General features: G+C 67.7%; 25 protein-coding genes and 3 tRNA genes. 16 read left to right on the forward strand and 12 right to left on the reverse strand.

Annotated elements, in window-relative coordinates; translation table 11 throughout:
* Nucleotides 1–18: 18 nt before the first annotated feature.
* Together prfB and A8M77_RS18220 are read right to left on the reverse strand one after the other, a co-directional pair.
* Nucleotides 19–1,123, reverse strand: a protein-coding gene (gene prfB / locus A8M77_RS18215) for a peptide chain release factor 2 (protein ID WP_143694647.1) whose coding sequence is annotated in 2 segments (ribosomal slippage) — nt 19–1,041 and nt 1,043–1,123 — 1,104 coding nt in all. Because the reading frame shifts where the segments join, the coding sequence is not laid out codon by codon here.
* A 48-nt stretch (nt 1,124–1,171) separates the two neighbouring features.
* The gene (locus A8M77_RS18220; protein ID WP_086922922.1) at nt 1,172–2,098 is read right to left on the reverse strand and encodes an alpha/beta fold hydrolase; all 927 of its coding nucleotides are present in this window, start codon (nt 2,096–2,098) and stop codon (nt 1,172–1,174) included.
* 76 nt (nt 2,099–2,174) lie between these two features.
* Here A8M77_RS18220 and A8M77_RS18225 point away from each other — a divergent pair, with 76 nt between their 5' ends.
* The 4 genes from A8M77_RS18225 (at nt 2,175) to A8M77_RS18240 (ending at nt 4,873) form a co-directional block, all read left to right on the forward strand.
* Nucleotides 2,175–3,236, forward strand: a complete 1,062-nt coding sequence (locus tag A8M77_RS18225; protein WP_086922923.1) for an aldo/keto reductase — start codon at nt 2,175–2,177, stop codon at nt 3,234–3,236.
* A 94-nt stretch (nt 3,237–3,330) separates the two neighbouring features.
* Nucleotides 3,331–3,825: an aminoacyl-tRNA deacylase gene (locus A8M77_RS18230; protein WP_086922924.1), complete on the forward strand. Its 495-nt coding sequence runs from the start codon at nt 3,331–3,333 to the stop codon at nt 3,823–3,825.
* Between the two features lie 46 nt (nt 3,826–3,871).
* A complete protein-coding gene (plsY, locus tag A8M77_RS18235) occupies nt 3,872–4,507 on the forward strand; it encodes a glycerol-3-phosphate 1-O-acyltransferase PlsY (RefSeq protein ID WP_086922925.1) in 636 nt (211 codons plus the stop codon).
* A 12-nt stretch (nt 4,508–4,519) separates the two neighbouring features.
* On the forward strand, nt 4,520–4,873 hold the full coding sequence (locus tag A8M77_RS18240) for a RidA family protein (protein WP_086922926.1): 354 nt from the start codon (nt 4,520–4,522) through the stop codon (nt 4,871–4,873).
* Here the strand turns inward: A8M77_RS18240 and A8M77_RS18245 are convergent.
* Nucleotides 4,870–5,508, reverse strand: a complete 639-nt coding sequence (locus A8M77_RS18245) for a retropepsin-like aspartic protease family protein (protein ID WP_086922927.1) — start codon at nt 5,506–5,508, stop codon at nt 4,870–4,872. The two genes, A8M77_RS18240 and A8M77_RS18245, sit on opposite strands and share 4 nt — an antisense overlap.
* Nucleotides 5,509–5,515: 7 nt before the next feature.
* Nucleotides 5,516–6,001 (reverse strand): YajQ family cyclic di-GMP-binding protein, encoded by a 486-nt coding sequence (locus tag A8M77_RS18250; protein WP_086922928.1) that lies wholly within the window; start codon nt 5,999–6,001, stop codon nt 5,516–5,518.
* Nucleotides 6,002–6,046: 45 nt separating this feature from the next.
* On the opposite strand from A8M77_RS18250, the gene murB reads away from it, so the two are divergent.
* Both murB and A8M77_RS18260 read left to right on the forward strand, forming a co-directional pair.
* Entirely contained in the window at nt 6,047–7,099 is a 1,053-nt protein-coding gene (murB, locus tag A8M77_RS18255; RefSeq protein ID WP_086922929.1) for a UDP-N-acetylmuramate dehydrogenase, read from the forward strand.
* Complete coding sequence (locus A8M77_RS18260) at nt 7,096–7,890, forward strand: glycine-rich domain-containing protein (RefSeq protein WP_086922930.1); 795 nt, start codon at nt 7,096–7,098, stop codon at nt 7,888–7,890. Before murB ends, A8M77_RS18260 begins: the two co-directional genes overlap by 4 nt.
* A gap of 27 nt (nt 7,891–7,917) precedes the next feature.
* Here A8M77_RS18260 and argG read toward each other — a convergent pair whose 3' ends face one another.
* The 4 genes from argG to A8M77_RS18280 form a co-directional block, all read right to left on the reverse strand.
* Entirely contained in the window at nt 7,918–9,255 is a 1,338-nt protein-coding gene (gene argG, locus A8M77_RS18265) for an argininosuccinate synthase (RefSeq protein ID WP_086922931.1), read from the reverse strand.
* A gap of 14 nt (nt 9,256–9,269) precedes the next feature.
* A complete protein-coding gene (ppnP, locus tag A8M77_RS18270; RefSeq protein WP_086922932.1) occupies nt 9,270–9,587 on the reverse strand; it encodes a pyrimidine/purine nucleoside phosphorylase in 318 nt (105 codons plus the stop codon).
* Between the two features lie 122 nt (nt 9,588–9,709).
* On the reverse strand, nt 9,710–10,258 hold the full coding sequence (locus A8M77_RS18275; RefSeq protein ID WP_086922933.1) for a hypothetical protein: 549 nt from the start codon (nt 10,256–10,258) through the stop codon (nt 9,710–9,712).
* 75 nt (nt 10,259–10,333) lie between these two features.
* Complete coding sequence (locus tag A8M77_RS18280) at nt 10,334–10,690, reverse strand: ArsC family reductase (RefSeq protein WP_086922934.1); 357 nt, start codon at nt 10,688–10,690, stop codon at nt 10,334–10,336.
* 46 nt (nt 10,691–10,736) lie between these two features.
* Here A8M77_RS18280 and folC point away from each other — a divergent pair, with 46 nt between their 5' ends.
* The 10 genes from folC (at nt 10,737) to A8M77_RS18330 (ending at nt 19,100) form a co-directional block, all read left to right on the forward strand.
* The gene (folC, locus tag A8M77_RS18285; protein WP_238136870.1) at nt 10,737–12,032 is read left to right on the forward strand and encodes a bifunctional tetrahydrofolate synthase/dihydrofolate synthase; all 1,296 of its coding nucleotides are present in this window, start codon (nt 10,737–10,739) and stop codon (nt 12,030–12,032) included.
* A 61-nt stretch (nt 12,033–12,093) separates the two neighbouring features.
* Nucleotides 12,094–12,966: an SPOR domain-containing protein gene (locus A8M77_RS18290; RefSeq protein ID WP_086922936.1), complete on the forward strand. Its 873-nt coding sequence runs from the start codon at nt 12,094–12,096 to the stop codon at nt 12,964–12,966.
* A gap of 6 nt (nt 12,967–12,972) precedes the next feature.
* On the forward strand, nt 12,973–13,458 hold the full coding sequence (locus A8M77_RS18295) for a CvpA family protein (RefSeq protein ID WP_086922937.1): 486 nt from the start codon (nt 12,973–12,975) through the stop codon (nt 13,456–13,458).
* A 21-nt stretch (nt 13,459–13,479) separates the two neighbouring features.
* Nucleotides 13,480–14,997 (forward strand): amidophosphoribosyltransferase, encoded by a 1,518-nt coding sequence (gene purF / locus A8M77_RS18300; RefSeq protein ID WP_086922938.1) that lies wholly within the window; start codon nt 13,480–13,482, stop codon nt 14,995–14,997.
* Between the two features lie 4 nt (nt 14,998–15,001).
* A complete protein-coding gene (locus tag A8M77_RS18305) occupies nt 15,002–16,216 on the forward strand; it encodes an O-succinylhomoserine sulfhydrylase (protein ID WP_086922939.1) in 1,215 nt (404 codons plus the stop codon).
* Nucleotides 16,217–16,220: 4 nt separating this feature from the next.
* A complete protein-coding gene (gene gltX / locus A8M77_RS18310) occupies nt 16,221–17,603 on the forward strand; it encodes a glutamate--tRNA ligase (RefSeq protein ID WP_086922940.1) in 1,383 nt (460 codons plus the stop codon).
* A gap of 35 nt (nt 17,604–17,638) precedes the next feature.
* Nucleotides 17,639–17,714: transfer RNA gene (locus A8M77_RS18315), tRNA-Ala, on the forward strand.
* A gap of 51 nt (nt 17,715–17,765) precedes the next feature.
* Nucleotides 17,766–17,841: transfer RNA gene (locus A8M77_RS18320), tRNA-Glu, on the forward strand.
* Nucleotides 17,842–17,911: 70 nt separating this feature from the next.
* A tRNA-Asp gene (locus A8M77_RS18325) sits at nt 17,912–17,988 on the forward strand.
* Nucleotides 17,989–18,182: 194 nt separating this feature from the next.
* Nucleotides 18,183–19,100 carry a bestrophin family protein gene (locus A8M77_RS18330; RefSeq protein WP_086922941.1) on the forward strand — a complete coding sequence of 306 codons (918 nt, stop codon included), beginning with the start codon at nt 18,183–18,185 and terminating at the stop codon, nt 19,098–19,100.
* 12 nt (nt 19,101–19,112) lie between these two features.
* Here the strand turns inward: A8M77_RS18330 and A8M77_RS18335 are convergent, their stop codons facing one another.
* From A8M77_RS18335 to A8M77_RS35285, 4 genes are all read right to left on the reverse strand, one after another.
* Nucleotides 19,113–21,389 carry an FdhF/YdeP family oxidoreductase gene (locus A8M77_RS18335; RefSeq protein ID WP_086922942.1) on the reverse strand — a complete coding sequence of 759 codons (2,277 nt, stop codon included), beginning with the start codon at nt 21,387–21,389 and terminating at the stop codon, nt 19,113–19,115.
* A 144-nt stretch (nt 21,390–21,533) separates the two neighbouring features.
* Nucleotides 21,534–22,109 carry a nitroreductase family protein gene (locus A8M77_RS18340; RefSeq protein WP_086922943.1) on the reverse strand — a complete coding sequence of 192 codons (576 nt, stop codon included), beginning with the start codon at nt 22,107–22,109 and terminating at the stop codon, nt 21,534–21,536.
* Nucleotides 22,106–23,539: an aminotransferase-like domain-containing protein gene (locus tag A8M77_RS18345; protein ID WP_086922944.1), complete on the reverse strand. Its 1,434-nt coding sequence runs from the start codon at nt 23,537–23,539 to the stop codon at nt 22,106–22,108. Before A8M77_RS18345 ends, A8M77_RS18340 begins: the two co-directional genes overlap by 4 nt.
* Complete coding sequence (locus A8M77_RS35285; RefSeq protein ID WP_143694648.1) at nt 23,511–23,792, reverse strand: hypothetical protein; 282 nt, start codon at nt 23,790–23,792, stop codon at nt 23,511–23,513. The genes A8M77_RS18345 and A8M77_RS35285 overlap by 29 nt, the downstream gene beginning before the upstream one ends.
* Nucleotides 23,793–23,897 lie beyond the last annotated feature (105 nt).

Below are 23,897 nucleotides of genomic sequence, written 5' to 3' on the forward strand. Positions count from 1 at the left end.
AGTGTCTCCAGGGAACTTCTAAACGCCTTGTTTCAACGAGGCTTCGATGAAGACGTCGAGGTCGCCGTCCAGCACCTTCTGGGTGGCGGAGATCTCGACGTTGGTGCGCAGGTCCTTGATGCGGCTGTTGTCCAGCACGTAGCTGCGGATCTGGTGGCCCCAGCCGACGTCGGTCTTGCCTTCCTCGAGCTTCTGCTGCTCTTCCATGCGCTTGCGCATCTCGTGGTCGTACAGGCGCGAGCGCAGGCGCTTCCAGGCGACGTCGCGGTTGCTGTGCTGGCTGCGGCTGTCCTGGCACTGCACCACGATGCCGGTGGGCATGTGCGTGAGGCGCACGGCCGAATCGGTCTTGTTGATGTGCTGGCCGCCGGCGCCGCTGGCGCGGAAGGTGTCCACGCGCACGTCGGCCGGGTTGATCTCGATCTCGATCGAGTCGTCGATCTCGGGGTAGACGAAGATGCTGGCGAAGCTGGTGTGCCGCCCGCCGGACGAATCGAAGGGCGACTTGCGCACCAGGCGGTGCACGCCGGTCTCGGTGCGCAGCAGGCCGAAGGCGTATTCGCCCTCGACCTTGATGGTGGCGCTCTTGATGCCGGCGGTGTCGCCGGGCGTCTCGTCCTCGATCTGGGTCTTGAAGCCTTTGCGCTCGGCGTATTTCAGGTACTGGCGCAGCAGCATGCTGGCCCAGTCGCAGGCCTCGGTGCCGCCGGCGCCGGCCTGGATGTCGACGAAGGCGTTGAGCGGATCGGCCGGGTTGTTGAACATCCGGCGGAACTCGAGCTGCTGGATGTCGGCCTCGAGCTTGGCGGCGTCATCGGCGATGGCCTGCAGGCCGGCGATGTCGCCTTCCTCCTTCGACATCTCGTACAGCTCGGTGTTGTCGGAGAGGCCGCTGCCCAGCCGGTCGAGCGTGATCACCACGTCGTCGAGCGACTTCTTTTCCTTGCCCAGCTCCTGGGCCTTCTTCGGGTCGTTCCAGACCGCGGGATCTTCGAGCGATGCGTTGACCGTCCTCAGACGTTCGGACTTGGCATCGTAGTCAAAGATACCTCCGTAGGTCGACCGTCCTGGCGCTCAGGTCCGCGAGGGTTGCGCCGATTTGATTGATTTGCTCTGCATCCATGGGGAATCCTGACGGTGTTCGGGGAAACCTCGCATTTTCTCATGCCCGTCAAGGCCCTTCGCTCTCCAGGAAAGCCTCGATCAGGGCGGCGACCTGCTTCGGCTGGTCGTGGTGCAGCATGTGGCCGGCATCGTCCACGCGCGCGAGGCGGACATCGCGCACCGATTGGAGGCGTTCCCGGAAGTCGGCCAGCGTGTAGCGGCCCTTCCACCAGCCGTCCAGGCTGTCGTCGGAGGCCACCACGGCCAGCACCGGGGCCTCGATCGCGGCATAGAGGGCCAGCATCTCGTCGACCCGGAACAGGTTGGCGTTGATGATCTTGTGGGCCGGGTCGCCCAGGATTTCCCAGCGCGCGCCGCCGTCGGCCTGGGCCCGGGCGACGGACCAGTGGCTGGCCAGCCAGTCGGCCTTGTCCTGCGAGAGGCGGGGGTTGGTCTTCATCAGGCGGCGTGCCACGCCTTCGGGGCCGGCATAGGTCGCCAGGGCCATCTCGCCCTTGTGCAGCCGCTTGAGCTGGTCGATCCACTTGCCGTAGCGCCCCGGCGCCTCGGCCGGCTGCAGCGGCGGCATGCCGAAGCCCTCGAGGTTGACCAGGCGGCGCACGCGCTGCGGCCGGACGCCGCCGTACTGCATCGCGATGTTGCCTCCCATGCTGTGGCCCACCAGGTCGACGGGCGTGTCGCCGGCGTAGTGGTCGAGCAGCCAGTCGAGATCGGCCAGGTAGTCGGGCATCCAGTAGTTGTCGACCGGGCCGCCCTCGCTCTGGCCGAAGCCGCGCCAGTCGGGGGCGATCACGTGGCGCTCGGCGGCCAGGGCATCCACCACGAACTGCCAGGATGCGGCCACGTCCATCCAGCCGTGCAGCAGCACCAGCGGTGGGCGGGACGGCGAGGGCGTGCCCCAGGTGCGGACGTGGTAGCGCAGGGTGCGCACGGGGACGGATTCGCTGCGGGAGGGGCGGAGGGCTTGGTACATGGCCGATCGATGATACGGAGGCTGCGGCAGCCGCGCAGTCCGGCAGCGGACAGTGGCGCGCGGTAGCATTCCGCGCATGCAAAAGATCCAACTTGGGCAGAGCGACTTGCGCGTCGCGCCGATCTGCCTCGGCACCATGACCTTCGGCGAGCAGGTGGACGAGCCCACCGCCCACGCCATCCTCCACCGATCGCTCGAGCGCGGCGTCGACTTCATCGACACTGCCGAGATGTACGCCGTGCCAGCCCGCAAGGAGACCTGCGGCGCCACCGAGACCATCATCGGCAACTGGTTCGCGAAGAACCCCGGCGCGCGCGAGAAGGTCGTGCTGGCCACCAAGGTGGCCGGCCCCTCGCGCGGCATGCCTTGGGTGCGCGAGGGCGGTGGGATGACGGCGGCCGACATCGTGGCTTCCTGCGAAGGAAGCCTCAAGCGCCTGAAGACGGACGTGATCGACCTCTACCAGATCCACTGGCCTGAGCGCCATGTGCCTGCCTTCGGCAACATGTACTACGACCCGAAGCGCGAGATCTCGCAGACGCCCATTCGCGAGCAGCTCGAGGCACTGGCCGGCCTGGTGAAGGCGGGCAAGGTGCGCGCGATCGGCCTGTCGAACGAGACGTCCTATGGCGTGCACGAGTTCGTGTGCCTGGCCGAGCAGCACGGGCTGCCGCGCGTGGCCTCGGTGCAGAACGTCTACAACCTGTTGCATCGCGGGGTGGAGAACGGGCTGGACGAGACCATGCACCGGCTCGGTGTGTCGCTGCTGGCCTATTCGCCGCTGGGTTTCGGGCTCCTGACCGGCAAGTACGACGACAGTGGCATCACCGGGCCGTCCGCGCCGCAGAACGCGCGCATCACCCGTTACGAATCGGTGCGCAAGCAGCGCTGGGGCCGGCCGGAGGCACTTGCCGCGGCCCGGCGCTACAACGCCCTGGCTGCCGCCACCGGCATGACGCCGGTGCAGTTCGCGCTGGCCTTCTGCTACAGCAAGTGGCAGGTGGCGAGCACCATCATCGGCGTGACCTCGCTGGCTCAGCTGGATGAGGACATCGACACCTGGGGCCACAAGCTCTCGGAGGACGTGCTGGCTGAGGTCGACAAGCTGCGCTGGGAAATGCGGGACCCTGCGATTTGATGACGGCCCCCCGGCTTTTCACGCATTGCGTGCGCGTAACTCCACCCCCCGAGGGGGCGGCACGGCCGCCTTGGGGCGGCCCGGCGGCGGCCGCATGAGCAAGAAGAAAGCGCACATCAGCGAAACGCCCGCCACCCAACTCCTGCGGGCGGAGGGCGTCGCATTTACCGAGCATCCCTACGAGTACCAGGAGCACGGCGGCGCGCGGCACAGCGCAGAGGTGCTGGGGCTGGACCCCTTCACGGTGGTCAAGACGCTGGTGATGCAGGACCAGGACGCCAATCCGTTCATCGTGCTGATGCACGGCAATCGCACGGTCTCGACCAAGAACCTGGCGCGGCAGATCGGCGCGAAGTCGGTGGAGCCCTGCAAGCCGGAGGTGGCGAACCGGCACAGCGGCTACCTGGTGGGCGGCACCTCGCCTTTCGCGACGCGGCGTGCGATGCCGGTCTACATCGAGTCGACCATCCTCGAACTACCGAGGATCGCCATCAACGGCGGGCGGCGCGGCTACCTGGTCGGCATCGACCCGCAGGTCTGCGTGCGGCTGCTGGGCGCGAAGCCGGTGCAGTGCGCGCTGGCAGAATAGCCGGCCGCCGGGCGGCGCCATGCCGCCCGATCCGCCTGGAGACACTGTGAGTTCCTACCTGCCTTCGTTGATCGCGATCTTCCTGTCCTACCTCCTGGGCTCGCTGTCCTTTGCCGTGATCGTGAGCAGGGCGCTGGGCATGGCCGATCCGCGCAGCTACGGCAGCAAGAACCCCGGCGCCACCAACGTGCTGCGCTCGGGCAACAAGGGCGCGGCGCTGGCCACGCTGCTGCTCGATGCGGTCAAGGGCTGGTTGCCGGTGTTCCTGATCCATCGCCTGGGCGAGCCCTGGGGCCTGGGGGAGGGGACCGCTGCGCTGGCCGGGCTGGCGGCTTTTCTGGGGCACCTGTACCCGGTGTTCTTCGGCTTCCAGGGCGGCAAGGGCGTGGCGACGGCCGCCGGCGCGCTGCTGGGCATCGAGCCACTGCTGGGGCTGGCGACCGGGCTGACCTGGCTGATCATCGCCATCTTCTTTCGCTATTCCTCGCTGGCCTCGATCGTGGCGGCTTTCTTTGCGCCGGCCTATTACCTGATCGGCGGCGGCATCGCGTGGCCGCTGCGCCTGGAGGTGCTGCTCGCGCTGATCGCGATCAGCATGCTGCTCGTGTGGCGCCACCGGGAAAACATCCGCCGGCTTGCGGCCGGCACGGAGTCCAGGCTGGGCTCCAAAGCCAAGACCTGAAAGGATTCATCCATGGCCCAGATTCAACGCTTCCACGTCGGCCCGCGACTGTCGGAAACTGCCGTTCACAACGGCACCATCTACCTCGCGGGCCAGGTACCCGATGACACCTCGCAGGACATCCGGGGCCAGACCACGCAGGTGCTGGCCATGGTGGACCGGCTGCTGGCCGAGGCCGGCAGCGACAAGTCGCGCATCCTGATGACGCAGATCTTCCTGGCCGACATCAGCGAGATCGGCGCCATGAACGAGGTGTGGGATGCCTGGATTCCGCCCGGCCACACGCCGCCGCGCGCCACCGTTCAGGCGGCGATGGCCAATGCGGCCTACAAGATCGAGATCGTGGTGACGGCCGCGGCGGCCTAGAACCTTTTTTCCAGGACCATCTGGTCGGCATCGCGCCGCATCGAGAAGCGGTTGATGAAGCTGTTGCCCAGCAGCACGAAGGGCATGGGCTGCTGGGAGACGACGGCCTCGACGTCGTAGACCTCGACGTCGCCCACCCTCACCGAATTCAGCCGCACTAGCCAGCCCTGGGCGACGCCATTGGCGGTGTTCATGCGCACCGGCTGGCCCTTGCTGTAGTCCAGGCCGATGCGCTGCGCGTCCGCCGAGGACAGCGCGACAGTGGTGGCGCCGGTGTCGAGCATGAAGTCGACGCTGCGGCCGTTGATAGTGCCCTGCGCCCGGAAATGCCCGCCACTGGAGACAGGCAGCACGATCCGGCTGCCGCCTGCGCCACCGGCACCGCCGCCGATGCTGACCGGCTGGTCCATGCGTAGCGCCACACGCTTGCCGCCGGCCTCCACCAAGGCCTGGTCGGTGGAGAGCGACAGCAGCTTGACTCCCTTGAAGGTCTCGCCGACGGCCACCGTCTTGGGCGCGCTGCCGTCGACGATCAGGATCGCGCGGCTGCCGATGGTGCCGGTGAGCATCATGGATTGGGCGTGCGCGAAACCGCATGCCGCGGCCAGCAGCACCGGGGCAAGAAGGGCCTTCATCGGGCGGTCAATCCCGGAAATTGTTGAAGGACAGCGGCATGTCCGGCACGTCCTTCTTGATCAGCGCCATCGCGGCCTGCAGGTCGTCGCGCTTGGCGCCGGTCACCCGCACCGCGTCGCCCTGGATCGCGGCCTGCACCTTGAGCTTGCTGTCCTTGATCAGCCGCTGGATCTTCTTGGCGGTCTCGCTCTCGATGCCGTTCTTGACCTTGAAGACCTGCTTGACCTTGTCGCCGCCGATCTTCTGCACCTCGCCCTTGTCGAGAAAGCGCACGTCCACGCTGCGCTTGGTCAGCTTGTTGCGCAGGATGTCCTCGACCTGCACCAACTGGAATTCGGCGTCGCCGGTCAGCGTGATTTCCTTGTCCTTGAGTTCGACGGCCGCCGCGGTTCCCTTGAAATCGAAGCGCGTCGCGATCTCCTTGGCCGTGTTCTCCACAGCGTTCTTGACCTCGGGCAGATTGGGTTCGCAGACGGTATCGAATGACGGCATGGACACTCCTCCTGGATGGCGCGGTACGGATGCGACAATTCTCCCATGATCGTGGAGCACAACGTACCGCTGCAGCCGCACAACAGCTTCGGCATCGTCGCGCGCGCCCACTCTTTGGTGCGCATCGCCGGCGAGGCCGATGTGGCCGCATTGCTGGCGGATGCGCGCTGGCATGCAGCGCCCAAGTTCGTGCTGGGCGGCGGCAGCAACATCGTGCTGACGGGCGACGTCAAGTCGCTGGTGCTGAAGGTGGAGATCATGGGGCGCCGCCTGGTCGAGGAGACGCCGCGCGCCTGGATCCTCGAGGCGGGCGCCGGCGAGACCTGGCACGACGTGGTGCGCTGGACGCTGGAAGAAGGCTACCCCGGTCTGGAGAACATGGCGTTGATCCCCGGCACGGTGGGGGGCGCCCCCGTGCAGAACATCGGCGCCTACGGGGTCGAACTGCAGGACCGCTTTGAGTCGCTGGACGCCATCGACCTTGTCACCGGCCGCAGCTTCATGCTGGATGCGGCCCAGTGCGCTTTCGGTTACCGCGATTCGGTGTTCAAGCATGCCGCCGGCGGTCCGAACGACTTCGGCCTGGCCGGCCGGGCGCTGATCACGCGGGTGCGCTTGCGGCTTCCCCGTCCGTGGAAGCCGGTTCTGGGCTACCTGGACCTGGAACGCAAGATGGCCGAAACCGGCATCCATGCACCCAGCGCGCAGCAGATCTTCGACTGGGTCTGCGCCGTCCGCACCGCCAAGCTGCCGGACTGGCGCGTGCTGGGCAACGCCGGCAGCTTCTTCAAGAATCCCACGGTCACGCCGGAGCAGTGCGCCGACATCATCGCGCGTGATCCGAAAATCGTGCATTACCCGATGGCCGACGGCAGCATCAAGCTGGCCGCGGGCTGGCTGATCGACGCTTGCGGCTGGAAAGGCAAGACCATGGGCAACGCCGGTGTCTACGAGAAGCAGGCGCTGGTGCTGGTCAACCGTGGCGGCAAGGCGCATCCGGCCACCGGCGGGGAGGTCATGACCCTGGCCAAGGCGATCCAGACCAGCGTCTACGAGCGCTTCGGCATCCGGCTGGAGCCGGAGCCGGTGGTGGTGTGACGGAGCTGCTGCAGCTCAACTTCCGGCGCCGTATCCAGGTGCTGCTGTGGAGCCGGCGGCTGCTTTGGGTGGTTGGCCTGCTGGTGGTGGTGCGCTACCGGACGGCCGCGTCGCTGATCGCCTCGATCCTCGTCGGGCTGGCGCTGGCGGCGGCCCTCAAGGCCTGGGAGATGAGCGCGCGCCGGCAGTTCGTGCGCGAGGCCCACTTCCCACGCTTCCTCGGTGCCAAGTTGCGGGCCGCCTATCCGCAACTGCAGGAGCGCGACTTCGACCTGGTGCTGCGCGGCCTGCGCCAGTTCTTCATGGCGCATCTGCGCAGCGGCCGCAAGTTTGTCGCCATGCCTTCCAAGGTCGTCGACACCGCCTGGCACGAGTTCATCCTCCACACCCAAGGCTACCAGCGCTGGTGCGCGGCGGCCTTCGGCGGCCTGCTGCACCACACACCGGCCGAGGTGCTGGGCCGCGACGCGCGCCGCAACGACGGGTTGCGCCGCACCTGGTACTGGGCCTGCAAGGAGGAGAGCATCGATCCGCGCCAGCCGACACGGCTGCCGCTGCTGTTCGCGCTGGATGCGAAGTTCGGAATCGAGGGCGGCTTCCGCTACGTGCCCGACTGCAAGGACATCGACGCCCGCTCCAGCTCGGATGCCTACTGCGGCAGTGCCTTCGGCGAGAGCGACGGTGCCAGCGCCGGCGATGCCGACGGCTTCGGCGGCAGCGAGTCGAGCGGCGGCGATGGTGGGGACGGCGGCGGCGACGGCGGGTCGGGCTGCGGCGGGGGCGGCGACTGAAAAGCCGCCTCCGTGCCGGACACCGGCTTACTTCGACTCGTCGTTCTTCAACTGGGGCAGCGAAGCGCCCTGGCCTGAAGACAACAGGCCGACCTGGGTGTAGATGCCCAGCTTCTCGCGCGTGTCGACGATGTCGAGGTTGCGCATCGTCAGCTGGCCGATGCGGTCGGCCGGCGAGAAGCTGGACTCGCCTTTTTCCATCGTCAGCCGCTCGGGCTTGTAGGTGAGGTTCGGAGACTCGGTGTTCAGGATCGAGTAGTCGTTGCCGCGGCGTAGCTCGATCGTCACCTCGCCCGTGACCGCACGCGCCACCCAGCGCTGGGCCGTCTCGCGCAGCATGATGGCCTGCGGGTCGAACCAGCGGCCCTGGTAGAGCAGGCGGCCCAGGCGGCGGCCGTGGTCGCGGTACTGCTCAATGGTGTCCTCGTTGTGGATGCCGGTGACCAGGCGCTCGTAGGCGATGAACAGCAGCGCCAGGCCCGGGGCCTCGTAGATGCCGCGGCTCTTGGCCTCGATGATGCGGTTCTCGATCTGGTCGCTCATGCCCAGGCCGTGGCGGCCGCCGACGCGGTTGGCTTCGAGCAGCAGCTCGACCAGGTTCGGGTACTCCACGCCGTTGATCGCCGCCGGACGGCCTTCGACGAAGCGCACGGTGACTTCCTCGCGCTTGACCTCCACCTCGTCCTGCCAGAAGGCCACACCCATGATCGGCTGCACGATCTTCATGCCGCTGTTGAGGTGCTCGAGGTCCTTCGCCTCGTGCGTGGCGCCGAGCATGTTGGAGTCGGTGGAGTAGGCCTTCTCGGCCGACATCTTGTAGGCGAAGCCTTCCTTCTGCATGAAGGCCGACATTTCGGCGCGGCCGCCCAGCTCGTCGATGAAGGTCTGGTCCAGCCAGGGCTTGTAGATCCTCAGCGCGGGGTTGGTCAGCAGGCCGTAGCGGTAGAAGCGCTCGATGTCGTTGCCCTTGTAGGTGCTGCCGTCGCCCCAGATGTTGACATCGTCCTCCTTCATCGCGGACACCAGCATGGTGCCGGTGACGGCGCGGCCCAGCGGCGTGGTGTTGAAGTAGGTCAGGCCGGCGGTGGTGACGTGGAAGGCGCCGGCCTGCAGGGCGGCGATGCCTTCGGCTGCCAGTTGGCTGCGGCAGTCCACGAGGCGTGCCTTCTCGGCGCCGTAGAGCATCGCCTTGCGCGGGATTTCGTCGTAGTCCGGCTCGTCGGGCTGGCCCAGGTTGGCGGTGTAGGCGTAGGGGATGGCGCCCTTGTTGCGCATCCAGCGCAGCGCGGCGCTGGTGTCCAGCCCGCCGGAGAAGGCGATGCCGACCTTCTGGCCGGCGGGAATGCTTTGAAGAATGGTGGCCATGCTCGAATCCCGTTTCAACCGAAGTGGCAGATGTAGCTGTAGGGCTCGCCGCTCACGCGGATCTGGAAGCTGGAGTTGCCGGGCACGCTGAACTTCTCGCCCGGGCCCGAGGCCTTCCACTCGCTGCTGTCGGCGAGCAGGTACTCGCAGTTGCCGCCCGTGCCTTCCATGACTTCCGGCGCGCCGGTGTTGAAGGTGAGGGTGGCGGGCAGGATCACGCCCACCGATTTTTTGCTGCCGTCAGCCAGTGTGAGGCTGTGGCTCACGCACTTGCCGTCGAAATACACGTTCGCCTTGGTCGACACCGTGGCGCTGGAGAGGGATTCGGTCATGCTGGTCTGGAAGGGACTCCGACGGCGTTGGGCCGCCGGACGCGCGCCCCGCGAAGGCGAGCCCCTGCAAGGGTTGGAAAGCCCGTGATTTTAGGCCGGACCGGCAGGCTCGCCGGCCGTGCTCAGCGCCAGCGACCGTGCCAGCCGCCGCGCCAGCCGCGCGAATAGCCCAGGTTGAGCGAGAGGCCGATCGGCGGATAGACGTAGGGCGCCGGGTAGTAAGCCGGGCCCACATAGACCGGCGCGGGGTAGTAGACAGGCGCCGGCTGCGCGTAGACCGGCTGGGGCTGGGCATAGACCGGCGCGCCGCCGCCGCCCGAGACCACGACACCGGGCTCCGGTGTCACGTTGTTCCAGTCGGGGCGGGGAATGTCGACGGGCGCCGCGGCGATGGGCGGCTGCGGGGCGACCGGGGAGGTCGTCGCGACGCCGTAGTCGCCCACTTCGATCGGGATGCTGGCGCCGGGCCGGGCGTCGGTCACCATGGTGTAGTGCCTCCCGCCGTATTCGTAGGTAACGTTGTAGCGGGTGCTGCCGGTGGTTTCGTGCGAGGGCGTGACCGAGACCACGCGGGCCCAGACCTCGGCCGCCTGCGCCATCGTGGCGGAGCCGGCCAGGACGGCCAGCAGAGAGAGGGCGGTCAGCTTGCGAAGGGAATAGGGGGGGCGCATGTCGGAACTCCTGAGAACGGGGCGCGAGGCCCGCTGAACTTGTTCGATGCGATCCGCTGGTCCGGGTTCAACCGTTTACACAGTGTGGCTTTTCCACTGGGCAGCATCGAATCCTGTCGTAACGCCGCCTCGTGGCCCCCAGTTGACCACGGGACGCTTGATCAGGCTGGGGTTGGACAGCAGCACGGCGCGGGCGGAGGCAGCGTCGACGACCGAATCCCGCGTTGCGTCGTCCAGGCGCCGCCAGGTGGTGCCGCGGCGGTTGACCAGGGCTTCCCAGCCGGGCGCGCGCAGCCACTGGTCGAGCTCGGTCTCGGGCACGCCTTCCTTCTTGAAGTCGTGGAAGCGATAGGGGATGCCTTGTTCGTCCAGCCAGGCGCGGGCGCGCTTGACGGTGTCGCAATTCGTGATGCCGTAGAGGGTGGTGGTCATGCCACGATGATGCCCGCGCGGCGCCTGGGCGACAATTCCGGGCTCCATGAAAACCCTTGCCGACTGGCTCGCACACGCCGAGCACCTGCATCCCAAGAACATCGAGCTGGGGCTCGATCGCGTGCGTGAGATGGCCCGCCGCCTTGGCCTCGTGTTCGAGTGCCCGGTGATCACCGTGGCCGGCACCAACGGCAAGGGCTCGACCTGCGCGATGCTCGAAGCCATCCTCATGAGCGCGCGCTATCGCACGGCGGTCTTCACCTCGCCGCACCTGGTGCGCTTCGAGGAACGGCTGCGGCTCTCGGGCGAGGCGGTCGAGGGCGAGGCCCTGGCTGCGCATTTCGAGGCGGTGGAGCGGGCGCGCGGCGACATGGCGCTGACCTACTTCGAGTTCACCACGCTGGCCATCCTCCTGTGCACCGCAGCCAGCAAGCCGGATGTCGCCATCCTCGAGGTCGGGCTGGGCGGCCGGCTGGATGCGGTGAACATGGTCGATACCGACTGCGCCGTCATCACCAGCATCGACCTGGATCACATGGAATTCCTCGGTCCCGATCGCGAAAGCATCGGCTTCGAGAAGGCCGGCATCATGCGCGCCGGCAAGCCGGCGATCGTGAGCGATCCGGTGCCGCCGCAAAGCGTGATCGACCATGCCGAGGCCATCGGCGCCGACCTGTGGCGCGTCGGCCGCGACTTCAACGTCTCGGGCGACAAGCAGCAGTGGGGCTGGGCCGGCCGCGGGCGGCGTTACAGCGGCCTGGCCTACCCGGCGCTGCGCGGCGCCAATCAGCTGGTCAACGCGGCCGGTGCGCTGGCTGCGCTGGAGTCGCTGCGGACGCGGCTGCCGGTCACCGCGCAGGCCGTGCGCACGGGGCTTGCCACGGTCGAGTTGCCGGGCCGCTTCCAGATCGTGCCAGGCGAACCCGCGCTGGTGCTGGACGTGGCGCACAACCCGCATTCGGTGGCGGCGCTGGCCGAAAACCTCGACGCGATGGGCTTCTATCCGACCACCCACGGCGTGTTCGGCGTGATGGCCGACAAGGACCTGGCCCCGATGTTCGCGCGCATCGGCCCCATGATCGACCGCTGGTACTTCACGGACCTGCCGACCGCGCGCGCGGCCAAGGCGTCCGACCTGATGTCGCAATGGCAGGCCCAGAACAAGCGTGCGGACGCCTCCGCCAGCGCGCATGCGGCACCCATGGAAGCGCTGCAGGCCGCCATCGATCGCGCGGACCCCGCTGATAGAATCGTGGTCTTCGGATCGTTCTTCACAGTGGGTGGTGTGCTCGAGCACGGAACACCACGTCTGCGGGCCCGGCACCTGCCGCCGGACGCTTGATGGGCCTGAGTTCCGGCGCCTTTTCTACCTCACGCTGCACTCCATCAGGGAATCGAATTTCATGGCGTTCTTCAAGTTCCGCTCCCGCGGTCCGCAGGCCAACGAAGGGCGAAACACCAGCGTCGCGGCGGCGCCGGCCGAAAGCATCGAGGCGATGCGTCGGCGCGCGCGGCACCGGCTGCTCGGGGCGGCGGTGCTGGTGCTGGTCGGAGTCGTCGGGTTCCCGCTCCTGTTCGACACCCAGCCGCGGCCGGTGTCGGTCGACATCCCGATCGAGATCCCGGACCGCAACAAGACCAAGCCGCTGACCCTGCCGGCGCAGCCGGCCCCCGCGACGAGCGCCGCGCCCGCGCCGGCACCGACCCCGCCGGCTGCGGCCAAGCCATTGAGCAGTGAAATGATCACCGAGATGGCGGACGGCACCGAGGTTCCGCCCTCCCGGCCGGCGCCGGCCGCGCCGCCTGCAGAAACCAAGCCTGCGCGTGTGGCGGAGGCGAAGCCAGAGCCCAGGCCCGAGGTGAAGCCGGAGCCGAAGCCCCGGACCGAAGCCAAGGCCGAGGCCAAGCCCGACACGAAAGCCGACACCAAGACCGCGGCCAAGTCCGCCGACGACGGTAACCGCGCCCGCGCCCTCCTTGAAGGCAAGACCGCCGCGGCGGCCGCTGCCAAGCCCACGACCAGCACCCCCGCCGCGGCGGACGAGAACGGCCGCTTCGTGGTGCAGGTCGGCGCTTTCGCCGATGCCGACAAGGCCCGCGAGGTGCGGCAGAAGCTGGAAAAGGCCGGCCTCAAGACCTATACCCACGTCGCGAAGACCTCGGACGGCGAGCGCACGCGGGTGCGCGTGGGTCCCTTCGGCACCCGTGCCGAGGCCGACAAGGCGGCCGGCAAGGTCAAGGGCTTGTCTTTGTCGGCAGCCGTCCTCAGCTTGTAGGCGGACGTGACTGCGCTCGACTGGATCGCCATCGTGCTGCTGGTGGTGTCGATGCTCTTTGGTCTGGTGCGGGGATTGGTGTTCGAGGTGATCCTTTTGGCAGGCTGGGTGGCGGCCTTTTTGTGCGCGCAGTGGTTCGCGGCCGACGTCGGCGCCTGGCTGCCCTTCGGCGATCCGGAGGGCTCCTGGCGCTATGCGGCGGGCTTCGTGCTGGTGTTCGTGGCGGTGGCTTTCGGCGTGGGGCTGGTGGCTTCGCTGACGCGCAAGTTGATCGCCGCGGTAGGCCTGCGGCCGGTGGATCGGCTGCTGGGCGCCGTCTTCGGCCTGGCGCGCGGTGCCGTCGCGCTGCTGGTCGCGGCGGTCATGGTTCATTTGCTGGCGTTCGCGGACGCGGCCTGGTGGCGCGAGTCGCGCAGCGCCACTGTTCTGGATGCGGCATTGCAGGGCCTCAAGCCCGCTCTGCCTGAAAAATTGGCAAGCTACCTGCCTTGAGACCCTGAGAGGATCGCTTCAATGTGTGGAATCGTCGGCGTTGTCAGCAACGCACCCGTCAACCAGCTGCTCTATGACGCGCTCCTGCTGCTGCAGCACCGCGGGCAGGATGCGGCCGGCATCGTCACCCTGCTGGAGCGCAAGTTCTTCATGCACAAGGCCAAGGGCATGGTGCGCGACGTGTTCCGCACCCGCAACATGCGGGCCCTGCCGGGCGGCGTGGGCCTGGGGCAGGTGCGCTATCCGACCGCCGGCAACGCCTTCAGCGAGGAGGAGGCCCAGCCTTTCTACGTGAATGCGCCGTTCGGCATCGTGCTGGTGCACAACGGCAATCTGACCAATGCGCACGCGCTGCGCGCCGAGCTGTTCTCGACCGACCATCGCCACACCAACACCGAGAGCGACTCCGAGGTGCTGCTCAACGTGCTCGCGCACGAGCTCGACCGTGCCACCCGCGGTGGCACGCTCGACAACGAGACGCTCTTCGCCGCCGTGCGCAACGTGCACAAGCGCCTGCGCGGCTCCTATGCAGTGGTGGCGCTGATCGCAGGCCATGGCCTGCTGGCCTTCCGCGATCCTTATGGCATCCGGCCCCTGGCCGTCGGACGCGGCGCCGACGGCACGCTGATGGTCGCCAGCGAATCGGTCGCGCTGGAAGGCTCGGGCCACGCCTTCGAGCGCTTCGTGGCACCGGGCGAGGCCATCTTCATCGACCTGCAGGGCAATCTGCACGCGCAGCAGTGCGCCGAATCGCCCACCCTCAATCCTTGCATGTTCGAGTTCGTGTACCTCGCGCGGCCCGATTCGGTGCTGGACGGCATCTCGGTCTACCAGGCGCGGCTCAACCTCGGCGAGACCCTGGCCCAGCGCGTGATCTCGACCGTGCCGCCCAGCGAGATCGACGTGATCATCCCGATCCCCGAATCCAGCCGCCCGAGCGCGACGCAGCTCGCGCACCTGCTGGGCATCCCGTACCGCGAGGGCTTTGTGAAGAACCGCTACGTGGGCCGCACCTTCATCATGCCGGGGCAGGGCGTGCGCAAGAAGTCGGTGCGCCAGAAACTCAACGTGATCGGCAGCGAGTTCAAGGGGCGCAACGTGCTGCTGGTGGACGACTCGATCGTGCGTGGCACGACCAGCCGCGAGATCGTGCAGATGGCGCGGGACGCCGGCGCGCGCAAGGTCTATCTCGCGAGCGCGGCACCGCCGGTGCGCTTCCCCAACGTGTACGGCATCGACATGCCGACCAAGGACGAGCTGGTCGCCCATGACCGCACCATCGAGCAGGTGCGCGAGCTGATCGGCTGCGACGCCCTGATCTACCAGGATGTGGAGGCGATGAAGCGCGCCGTGCTGAAGGCTGCGCCCGCCGGTGGACTCAGGCTCGACGGCTTCGACGCCTCCTGCTTCGACGGCGTGTACGTCACCGGCGACATCGACACCGAGGCCATCACGCGGATGAACGGCAACCGTCCGCGCATCGAGGAAACCGAAGAGGATTCCTCGCGCCTCGCACTGCCCAACCTGAGCGAGACCTGAGAACGTGACCGACCGATCCCTGCCCCCCGGCCTGCATCGCGACACCCTCGCCGTGCGTGCTGCGCTCGAGCGAAGCCAGTACGGCGAGAACTCCGAGGCGCTGTTTCTGACCAGCAGCTTCGTGCAGCCCGATGCCGAGACCTCGGCGCGCCGCTTCGCCGGCACCGAGGACGGCTTCACCTACACGCGCACGTCCAACCCGACCGTGGCCAGCTTCGAGCGGCGCCTGGCCGCGCTGGAAGGCACCGAGGCCGCCATCGGTGCGGCCAGCGGCATGGGCGCGATCCTCATGATGTGCATGGGCCTGCTCAAGGCCGGTGACCACGTCGTGTGTTCGCGCTCCGTGTTCGGATCCACCCTCAACCTGATCGGCCGAGAATTCGGCAAGTTCGGCGTGGAGACCACCTTCGTCTCGCAGACCGACGTGGCGGAGTGGAAGGCCGCGATCAAACCCAACACCAAGCTGCTGTTCGCCGAGACGCCCACCAACCCGCTGACCGATGTCTGCGACATCCGCGCGCTGGCCCACCTGGCGCACGGCGCGGGCGCCTTGCTCGCGGTCGACAACTGCTTCTGCTCGCCGGCGCTGCAGCGCCCCACCGAGTTCGGCGCGGACCTGGTGATCCATTCGGGCACCAAGTACCTCGAAGGCCAGGGGCGGGTGCTGGCCGGTGCGATCTGCGGCTCGCAGAAGCTGATCGACGTGTTCGCGACCGTCGTGCGCACCGCCGGAATGGCGCTGTCGCCCTTCAACGCGTGGGTCGTGCTCAAGGGCCTGGAGACGCTGGGCATCCGCATGCAAGCCCATTGCGCAGGTGGACTCGCGCTCGCGCAGTGGCTCGAGGCGCAGCCCGGGGTGAAGCGTGTCTACTACCCAGGCTTGGACTCGCACCCGCAGCATGAGCTGGCGATGCGCCAGCAGTCGGGGCAGGGCGGTGCGGTGGTGTCCTTCGACGTGCCGGGCGACACGCCCGAGGCGGCGCGTGCCAACGCCTTCCACGTGATCGACAGCACCCGCGTGCTCTCGATCACCGCCAACCTCGGCGACACCAAGACCACCATCACCCATCCGGCCACCACTTCGCACGGCCGCCTGACCGAAGAGCAGCGCCAGGCCGCCGGCATCGGCCAGGGCCTGATCCGCGTCGCGGTCGGGCTCGACCACATCGACGACATCCGCGCCGACCTCTCGCGCGGCCTCGACACGCTACGCCACTGATTCCATGACCGTTCGCACTCGCATCGCGCCGTCGCCCACCGGCTTTCTCCATCTCGGCACCGCGCGCACCGCGCTCTACTCGTGGGCCTATGCACGCCATCATGGCGGCCAGTTCGTGCTGCGCATCGAGGACACCGACGTTGCGCGTTCGACGCAGGAGTCTGTCGAGCAGATCCTGGCTTCCATGCACTGGCTGGGCCTCGACTACGACGAGGGCCCGGTCTACCAGATGCAGCGCCTCGATCGCTATCGCGAGGTCGTCGAACAGATGCTGGCCGCCGGGACGGCCTACCGCTGCTACTGCACGCCCGCCGAGCTCGACGAGATGAAGGAGGCGCAGCGCGCCCGCGGCGAGAAGGCGCTCTACGACGGCCGCTGGCGGCCGGCGCCGGGCAAGGTGCTGCCTCCGATCCCCGAGGGCGTGCCGCCGGTGATCCGCTTCTGCAATCCGCCCGAGGGCGACGTGACCTGGGACGACCTCGTCAAGGGCCCGATCACCATCAACAACCGCGAGATCGACGACCTGATCATCGTGCGCACCGATGGCGTACCGACCTACAACTTCGCGGTGGTGGTCGACGACTGGGACATGGGCATCACGCATGTGTTCCGTGGTGACGAGCACATCAACAACACGCCCTGGCAGATCAACATCTTCCGAGCGCTGGGCGCGCCCCTGCCGCAATTCGGGCACGTGCCCGTGATCCTCGGCGAGGACGCCCAGAAGCTTTCCAAGCGCCGCGGCGCGGTGAGCGTCACCGCCTACGAGGAGGGCGGCTACCTGCCCGAGGCGATGCTCAACTACCTCGCGCGCCTGGGCTGGAGCCACGGCGACGACGAACTGTTCACGCGCGAGCAGATGGTGGGCTGGTTCGACGGCTCGCACCTGTCGAAGAGCCCCGCGCAATGGGACGCGGCCAAGCTCGCCTGGGTGAACGCGCAATACATCAAGGCCAAGCCCGACGAGGAACTCGCGCCGCTGGTCGCGGCACAACTGGCGAAACGCGGCATCACGGCCGACGAGCGGCTCCGCGCGATCTGCGCGCTGTTCAAGGATCGCTGCGAGACCACCGTGGCGCTCGCCGACTGGGCGGCGGCCTTCTATGCCGACGTGCAGGCCAGCGACGCCGATCGCACGCAACACGTGACTGAAGCCGTACGTCCCGCGATCGCGACCCTGTCCGACAAGCTCGCCACGGTGGCCTGGGACAAGGTGTCCATCGCCGCCGCCATCAAGGAAGTGCTGGCCGCGCACAGCCTCAAGATGCCCGCGCTGGCCATGCCCGTGCGCGTGCTCGTGATGGGCAAGGCGCAGACGCCGTCGCTCGACGCCGTGCTCGCACTCTTCTCGCGTGAAGAAATTTTGAAGCGACTACAGGAAGCCTGAATTTCCACGCTATAATTTGAGGCTCGACACCCACAGGGGGTATAGCTCAGCTGGGAGAGCGCTTGCATGGCATGCAAGAGGTCAGCGGTTCGATCCCGCTTACCTCCACCATCAGGGCGTCGAGAAAACAAGCGTTGATCGCAACGCGGTTCTTAGGTTTATGACCCTATCGTCTAGAGGCCTAGGACACCACCCTTTCACGGTGGCTACCGGGGTTCGAATCCCCGTAGGGTCGCCAGTTTTCACGCAAGTGAAGAAGGCACAAGTCGGCGGCACTTGGCTCCAACCGGAGCGAACGCAGCCTACCAGGAGTGGTAGTTCAGTTGGTTAGAATACCGGCCTGTCACGCCGGGGGTCGCGGGTTCGAGTCCCGTCCACTCCGCCAAGAATCAACGGGTTACAGCAGATCTGCTGTAACCCGTTTTTCTTTGCGCTGCAGTTTCCCTTCCCGGTGCGCCGAAGCTCTCCGTAGCCAAGTACGCACCCCTGACTGTGCTCCTGCCACCCCGATGCAGGTGTGTACCGGTCGATCGGTGCACCGGGCTACCCTTGCTGTCAGCCTTTTGGAGACAGCAGATCATGATCATCAGACCCAAGCAAAACTGGTTCCGCCTCCTGTTCGTGTGGAACGGCTCGGTATTGCGCACGATCATTCCGCAGCTGGTGTTCGTCGGCGTCGTCAGCTGCCTGGCCGTCTTCACGCACGGACGCGTCTTCGGCGAGAAGATCCCGCTCAACACGGCGCCGTTCACGCTGTTCGGCGTGGCGTTGGCCATCTTCCTCGCGTTCCGCAACAACGCCAGCTACGACCGCTTCATCGAGGCGCGGCATCTCTGGGGCAACCTGCTGATCGCGTCGCGCGCGCTGAGCTCGCAGATGCTCTGCTATCTGCCCGAAAGCGTCGACAAGGCCGAGCGCACGCGGCTTGCGCACACGATGGTCGCCTTCGTCTATGCCTTCAAGCACCAGCTGCGCCAGACCGATCCGATGCCCGATCTGCGCCGGCTGCTCGGAGATGCGCGGGCCGAATCCCTGGGCCACAAGTTCTACAGGCCGGTCGCCATCCTCCACGAGCTCCGCGGCAGCCTCGCCGTTCGCGAAGGCCGCCGGGTACCGGACACCACGACCTGGATGTTCGACGCCCAGCTCAACGACATGGGAAAGACCGTGGGCGGCTGCGAGCGCCTCGTGTCGACGCCGATCCCGTTCGCGTACAGCGTGCTGCTCCATCGCACGGTCTATGCCTACTGCATCCTGCTCCCGTTCGGCCTGGTGGATTCGACGGTGCTCTTCACGCCGCTGATCTGCGTGTTCGTCTCGTACACGCTCATCGCGCTGGAAGCGATTGCCAACGAGGTGGCCGAGCCCTTCGGCACCGCGCCGAACGCGCTGGCGCTCGATGCCATGACGCGCACCATCGAGCGCTCGATCCTCGAGCTGTGCGAGCGCGAGGTCCCGGCGGAGATCGAGCCGGCGAATCCGTACCAGCTGACCTGAGCCCGTCTGGCATCAGGCGGCAGCCGCCGAGCGCGTCACCCGGACCGGAACGGACTTGTACGACGGCGTGCCGCTTTCTTCGTCGATGTAATCCAGCGGAACCAGGGCGTTCGCTTCCGGGTAGTACGCGGCGATCGAGCCGGGTGCGATGTCGTAGGCAATGGCGGTGATTCCCTCGAGGCGAAGCGGCCGGCCTGGCGTGGCGGTCTCGATGTCGACGAGATCGCCGTGTTCGAGCCCGCACGCGGCCAGGTCCGTCTCGCTCATGAACAGCACGTCGCGCCGCCCGAACACGCCCCGGTAGCGGTCGTCCAGGGCGTAGATCGTGGTGTTGTACTGGTCGTGGCTGCGGATGGTCACGAGGCGCAACACGTCGCCGGCGAAGAGATTCGCATCTTCCGTCACGCCGCCGTACACCGAGAACCGCGCCTTGCCCGAGGGCGTGGTCCAGCGGCGCTCGGTGGGCGGCAGCGGCAGGCGGAAGCCGCCGGGCATGCGGATGCGCGTGTTGAAGTCCTCGAACCCCGGGATGGTCTGCTCGATCAGGTCGCGGATGCGGTCGTAGTCGGCCACCAGGTCCATCCATGGCACCCTGCTGTCCGGCAGCGTCGCCTGCGCGATGCCGGCGACGATGGCCGGCTCGGAGCGCAGATGCTCCGATGCGGGCGCGAGCTTGCCGGCCGACGCGTGGACCATCGACATCGAATCCTCGACGGTGATCGACTGCCGGACGCCCGCCTGCACGTCGAGCTCCGTGCGGCCGAGGCAGGGAAACACGTAGGTCTCCTTCGCGACGAGCAGGTGGGAGCGGTTGAGCTTGGTGCCGACGTGGACGCTCAGGTCCAGCTTCTTCATCGCCGGGAAGCACTGCGCCGGATCGGGCAGCGCGACGGCGAAGTTGCCGCCCAGGCAGATCAGCGCCTTCGCCGAGCCGTCGATCATCGCTTCCATGGCCTGCACGGCGTCATGCCCATGTGCCTCGGGTGGCTCGAAGCCGAAGACCTTCTCGATCTGCCGCAGGAAGTCGGTCGGCGGCTTCTCGGTGATGCCCACCGTCCGGTTGCCTTGCACGTTCGAATGGCCGCGCAGCGGGCAGATGCCCGCGCCCGGCTTGCCGAAGTTGCCGCGCATCAGCAGCAGGTCGGCGATCAGGCGGACGGTCGCGGTGCCCTTGTTGTGCTGCGTGACGCCCATGCCGTAGGTGACGATGGTCGCATTCGATTTCGCGTAGGCGGCCGCGACCTGTTCGAGCGCCTCGCGGGCCAGGCCGCTCGACCGTTCGATGTCGGGCCAGGCCGCCGCCTCGAGGTCGGCGGCGAGCGCGTCGAAGCCTTCCGTGTGGGCCTCGATGAACGCACGGTCGAGCACATCGCTCCGCTCGGCCTCCAGCGCGAGCAGCGCCTTCATGATGCCCTTGAGCGCGGCCGCATCCCCGCCGGCCTTCACCTGGAAGTAGGTCGAGGCGATGCGGGTCGAGCCGTAGGTCGCCATCTCGACCAGGTTCTGCGGATCGGCGAATCGCTCGAGCGCGCGCTCGCGCAGCGGGTTGAACACGATGATCGGCACGTTGCGCCGCGACGCCTCATGCAGGGTTCCCATCATCCGCGGATGGTTCGTGCCGGGGTTGTGGCCGATCGAGAGGATGAGCTCGCAGCGCTCGAAGTCGTCGAGCGACACCGTGCCCTTGCCGATGCCGATCGATTGGGGCAGCCCGACGCTGGTGGCCTCGTGGCACATGTTCGAGCAGTCCGGGAAGTTGTTCGTGCCGTACTCGCGCGCGAACAGCTGGTAGAGATAGGCCGCCTCGTTCGATGCCCGGCCGGAGGTGTAGAACTCGACCTGGTCGGGCGGCAGGCTGCGCAGGATCTCGCCGATCCGGCGGAACGCGTCCTCCCACGCGACCGCGCGGAAGGTGTCGGTGTCGCGGTCGTAGGCGAGCGGATGCGTCAGCCGGCCCATGTCCTCGAGCTCGAAATCCGATCGCGCCAGCAGCGAGGACACCGTGTTCTGCGCCAGGAACTCCGGCCGCACGCGCTTGCTCGTCGCCTCCCAGGTGACCGCCTTGGCGCCGTTCTCGCAGAACTGGAAGGTGGACCGATGCTCCTTGTCCGGCCAGGCGCAGCCCGGGCAGTCGAAGCCGTCGGGCTGGTTGGTCCGCAGCAGCGTGATCGGTGCCTTGATCTTCTCCATCTGCAGGTGAATGGCCTGCGCGGTCGCGCGCAGGGCGCCCCAGCCTCCGGCGGGGCCGTCGTATTTCCTGATACCGGGTACTTCGCGTCGAACGGTCATCGAACAAACTCCATCAGAGCGCCCGAGGAGGGATCCCCCAGGCTTGCTCGAAAGTATTCGATCGACCGAAGCGCGCCAAGACACAGTTCGGCGCTCATTGCCGCGTGGACTGCGCTCTTCGCGGCCGCCGGCGACGGTGGTGACTCAGGGCTTCCAGTCCGACAGGACGCGTTCCCGGTCCACGTGCGGCGCAGGTGGTGGGGACGCGATCAGGGTCCCGATGCTGACGAAGCCAGCCAGGGTCTCCCCGGGCGCGATGCCGAGCGCCTGGCGAAGGATGTCATCCTGGCAGCGCTCCCCGCTGAGCACGATGGCGCCGAAGCCCGTCGCATGGGCGGCCAGCACCAATTGGCCCAGGGCCGCGCCCGCGGCCAGCCACTGCTCATGGAGGGGCACCGCGGCATCCGGCTGGGGCCGCACGACGAAGGCCAGCATCGTCGGCGTCTGCGTGGCATGTGCGCGGGCGCGCTCGATGTCCTGGGCTGTCGCATCGGGTGTCCTGCGGCGCTTCTCGTCCTCGAACAGCTGCGCCAGTCCGGCGCGCTGCGCGTCGCCGAAGTCGATGAGCCGCCAGGGCAGGAGGCGGCCGTGGTCCGGCGCGCGAAGCGCCGCATCCACCATGAGCGCCAACTGCGCTGCGCTCGGCCCGGGCGGCCCCAGGCGCCGCGGGGAGACCGAGCGCCGGGCCAGCATCGACGACAGCAGCGGATCGGTGCTCATCGTGTGCTCCGGGCGGTCATGGCCGCTGCGATCCGGCCCAGCTCGATCACCGCCGCCTCGATCTCCGGCGACCACGCGTAGCTGTAGTTGAGCCGCATGAAATGGCCATACGTGTTCGAGGTCGAGAACATCCGCCCGGGGCCGATGGTCAGGCCGCGCTCCAGCGCCTCGCGGTAGAGCGCCATGGTGTCCACCTGGGGCGCCAGCTCGACCCACAGCACGTAGCCGCCCTGCGGGCGCGAAAGGCGGGTGTGCTCGGGGAAGAAGCGCCGGACCATCGAGCTCATGATGCCGGCCTGCTGCGCCAGCGTCTGCCGCACCCGGCGCAGGTGATGCTCGAAGCCGTCGTTCTTCAGGTACTCGGCGACGCCCAGCTGGGGCAGGGTGGGGGTGCTCAGCGTGTTGAGGAACTTCAGCTTCTCGACCTCCTGGCGATAGCGCCCCGGCATGGCCCAGCCGATGCGCACGCCGGCCGTCAGGCTCTTCGAGAAGGAATTGCAGTGCAGCACCAGCCCCTCGGTGTCGAAGGACTTGAGCGTGGTCGGCGGCGCCTCGCCGTGGTAGAGCTCGTTGTACACGCCGTTCTCGATCAGCGGCAGGCCATGGCGCGCGCTGAGCGCGACCAGCGCGCGCTTTTTCTCGTCGGTCATCACGAAGCCCAGCGGATTCTGGAAATTGGGCATGACCATGCAGGCGGCGACGGGCTGGCGCTCGATCGCGCGCGCGAGTGCTGCCAGGTCGATCCCCTCGTGCGGATCGGTGGCCACCTCGATGGCGCGCATGCCCATGCGCTCGATGGCGTGCAGCATCGCGTAGTAGGTGGGCGATTCCACGGCGATGACGTCGCCGGGTTTGGCGACAGCCTGCAGGCACAGGTTGATGGCTTCCGTGGCGCCCGCGGTGACGATGATCTCGCCGGGGTCCACGGCCAGGCCGGATTCGAGGTGACGCCGGGCGATCTGCCGGATGAGCTCCGGATTGCCCGGTGGCAGGTCGTCGAGCACGGTGCGCGCATCGCGCAGGCGCTTCGCGATGGCGCCGATCTGCTGATGGACGCGCTGCCAGGGCAGCAGGGTCGGGTCCGGATAGGGCGAGCCGAGCGGCACTGCGCCGTGCGAGCGGATCGACTTCAGCGTGGCGAGCACCAGCCGGCTGACGTCCACATCGGTGGACGTGTCCGGCGGCTGCGAGACCGCAATCGGCTCCGAAGGCGGCTCGGCCTGCAGCGCACGCACGAAGTAGCCGGACTGCGGCCGGCTCTCGATCAGGCCGCGGCTTTCCAGTTGCAGGTAGGCCCGGGACACCGTGGTGACGCTCAACTGGCGGGTGCGGCAGGTCTCGCGGATGGAGGGCAGGCGTTCGCCCGCCCTCAGCACGCCATCCCGGATGGCGCGCTCCAGTTCATGGAACAGTCTTTCGTAGAGCTTCAATCCGCAGATCCTGGTGCCGGCGCGCCAAGCCCAGGCCGGCGTCGGTCAGGGTGGCGGCGATATTCTGATCATGCAGCCTCGTGAGTTCCACCAGTTTCGCATCGATGAGGGTGGAGAGGGATCGCATGACGAGGCGCTGCGGGAGACCGAGCCGCTGGCGCAGCTGTGCGACCGGCAGACGGCCCGCGTCCTCATGCGCATGGAGCAGGGCGGCGAGCAGCGCCGCGAGCGCGGGATCGGGGCTCTCGCTCATCGGATGCTCCGATCGGCGAGGCGTGGGGCGGAGGGCGGTGTGTCTGCTTCGTGGGTGAGGGTGAGGGGTTGAAATTCGAACATTCAGGAACAGTGGCGTTGCCTT

This window comes from Variovorax sp. JS1663 (assembly GCF_002157355.1).
Taxonomy (GTDB): domain Bacteria; phylum Pseudomonadota; class Gammaproteobacteria; order Burkholderiales; family Burkholderiaceae_C; genus Variovorax.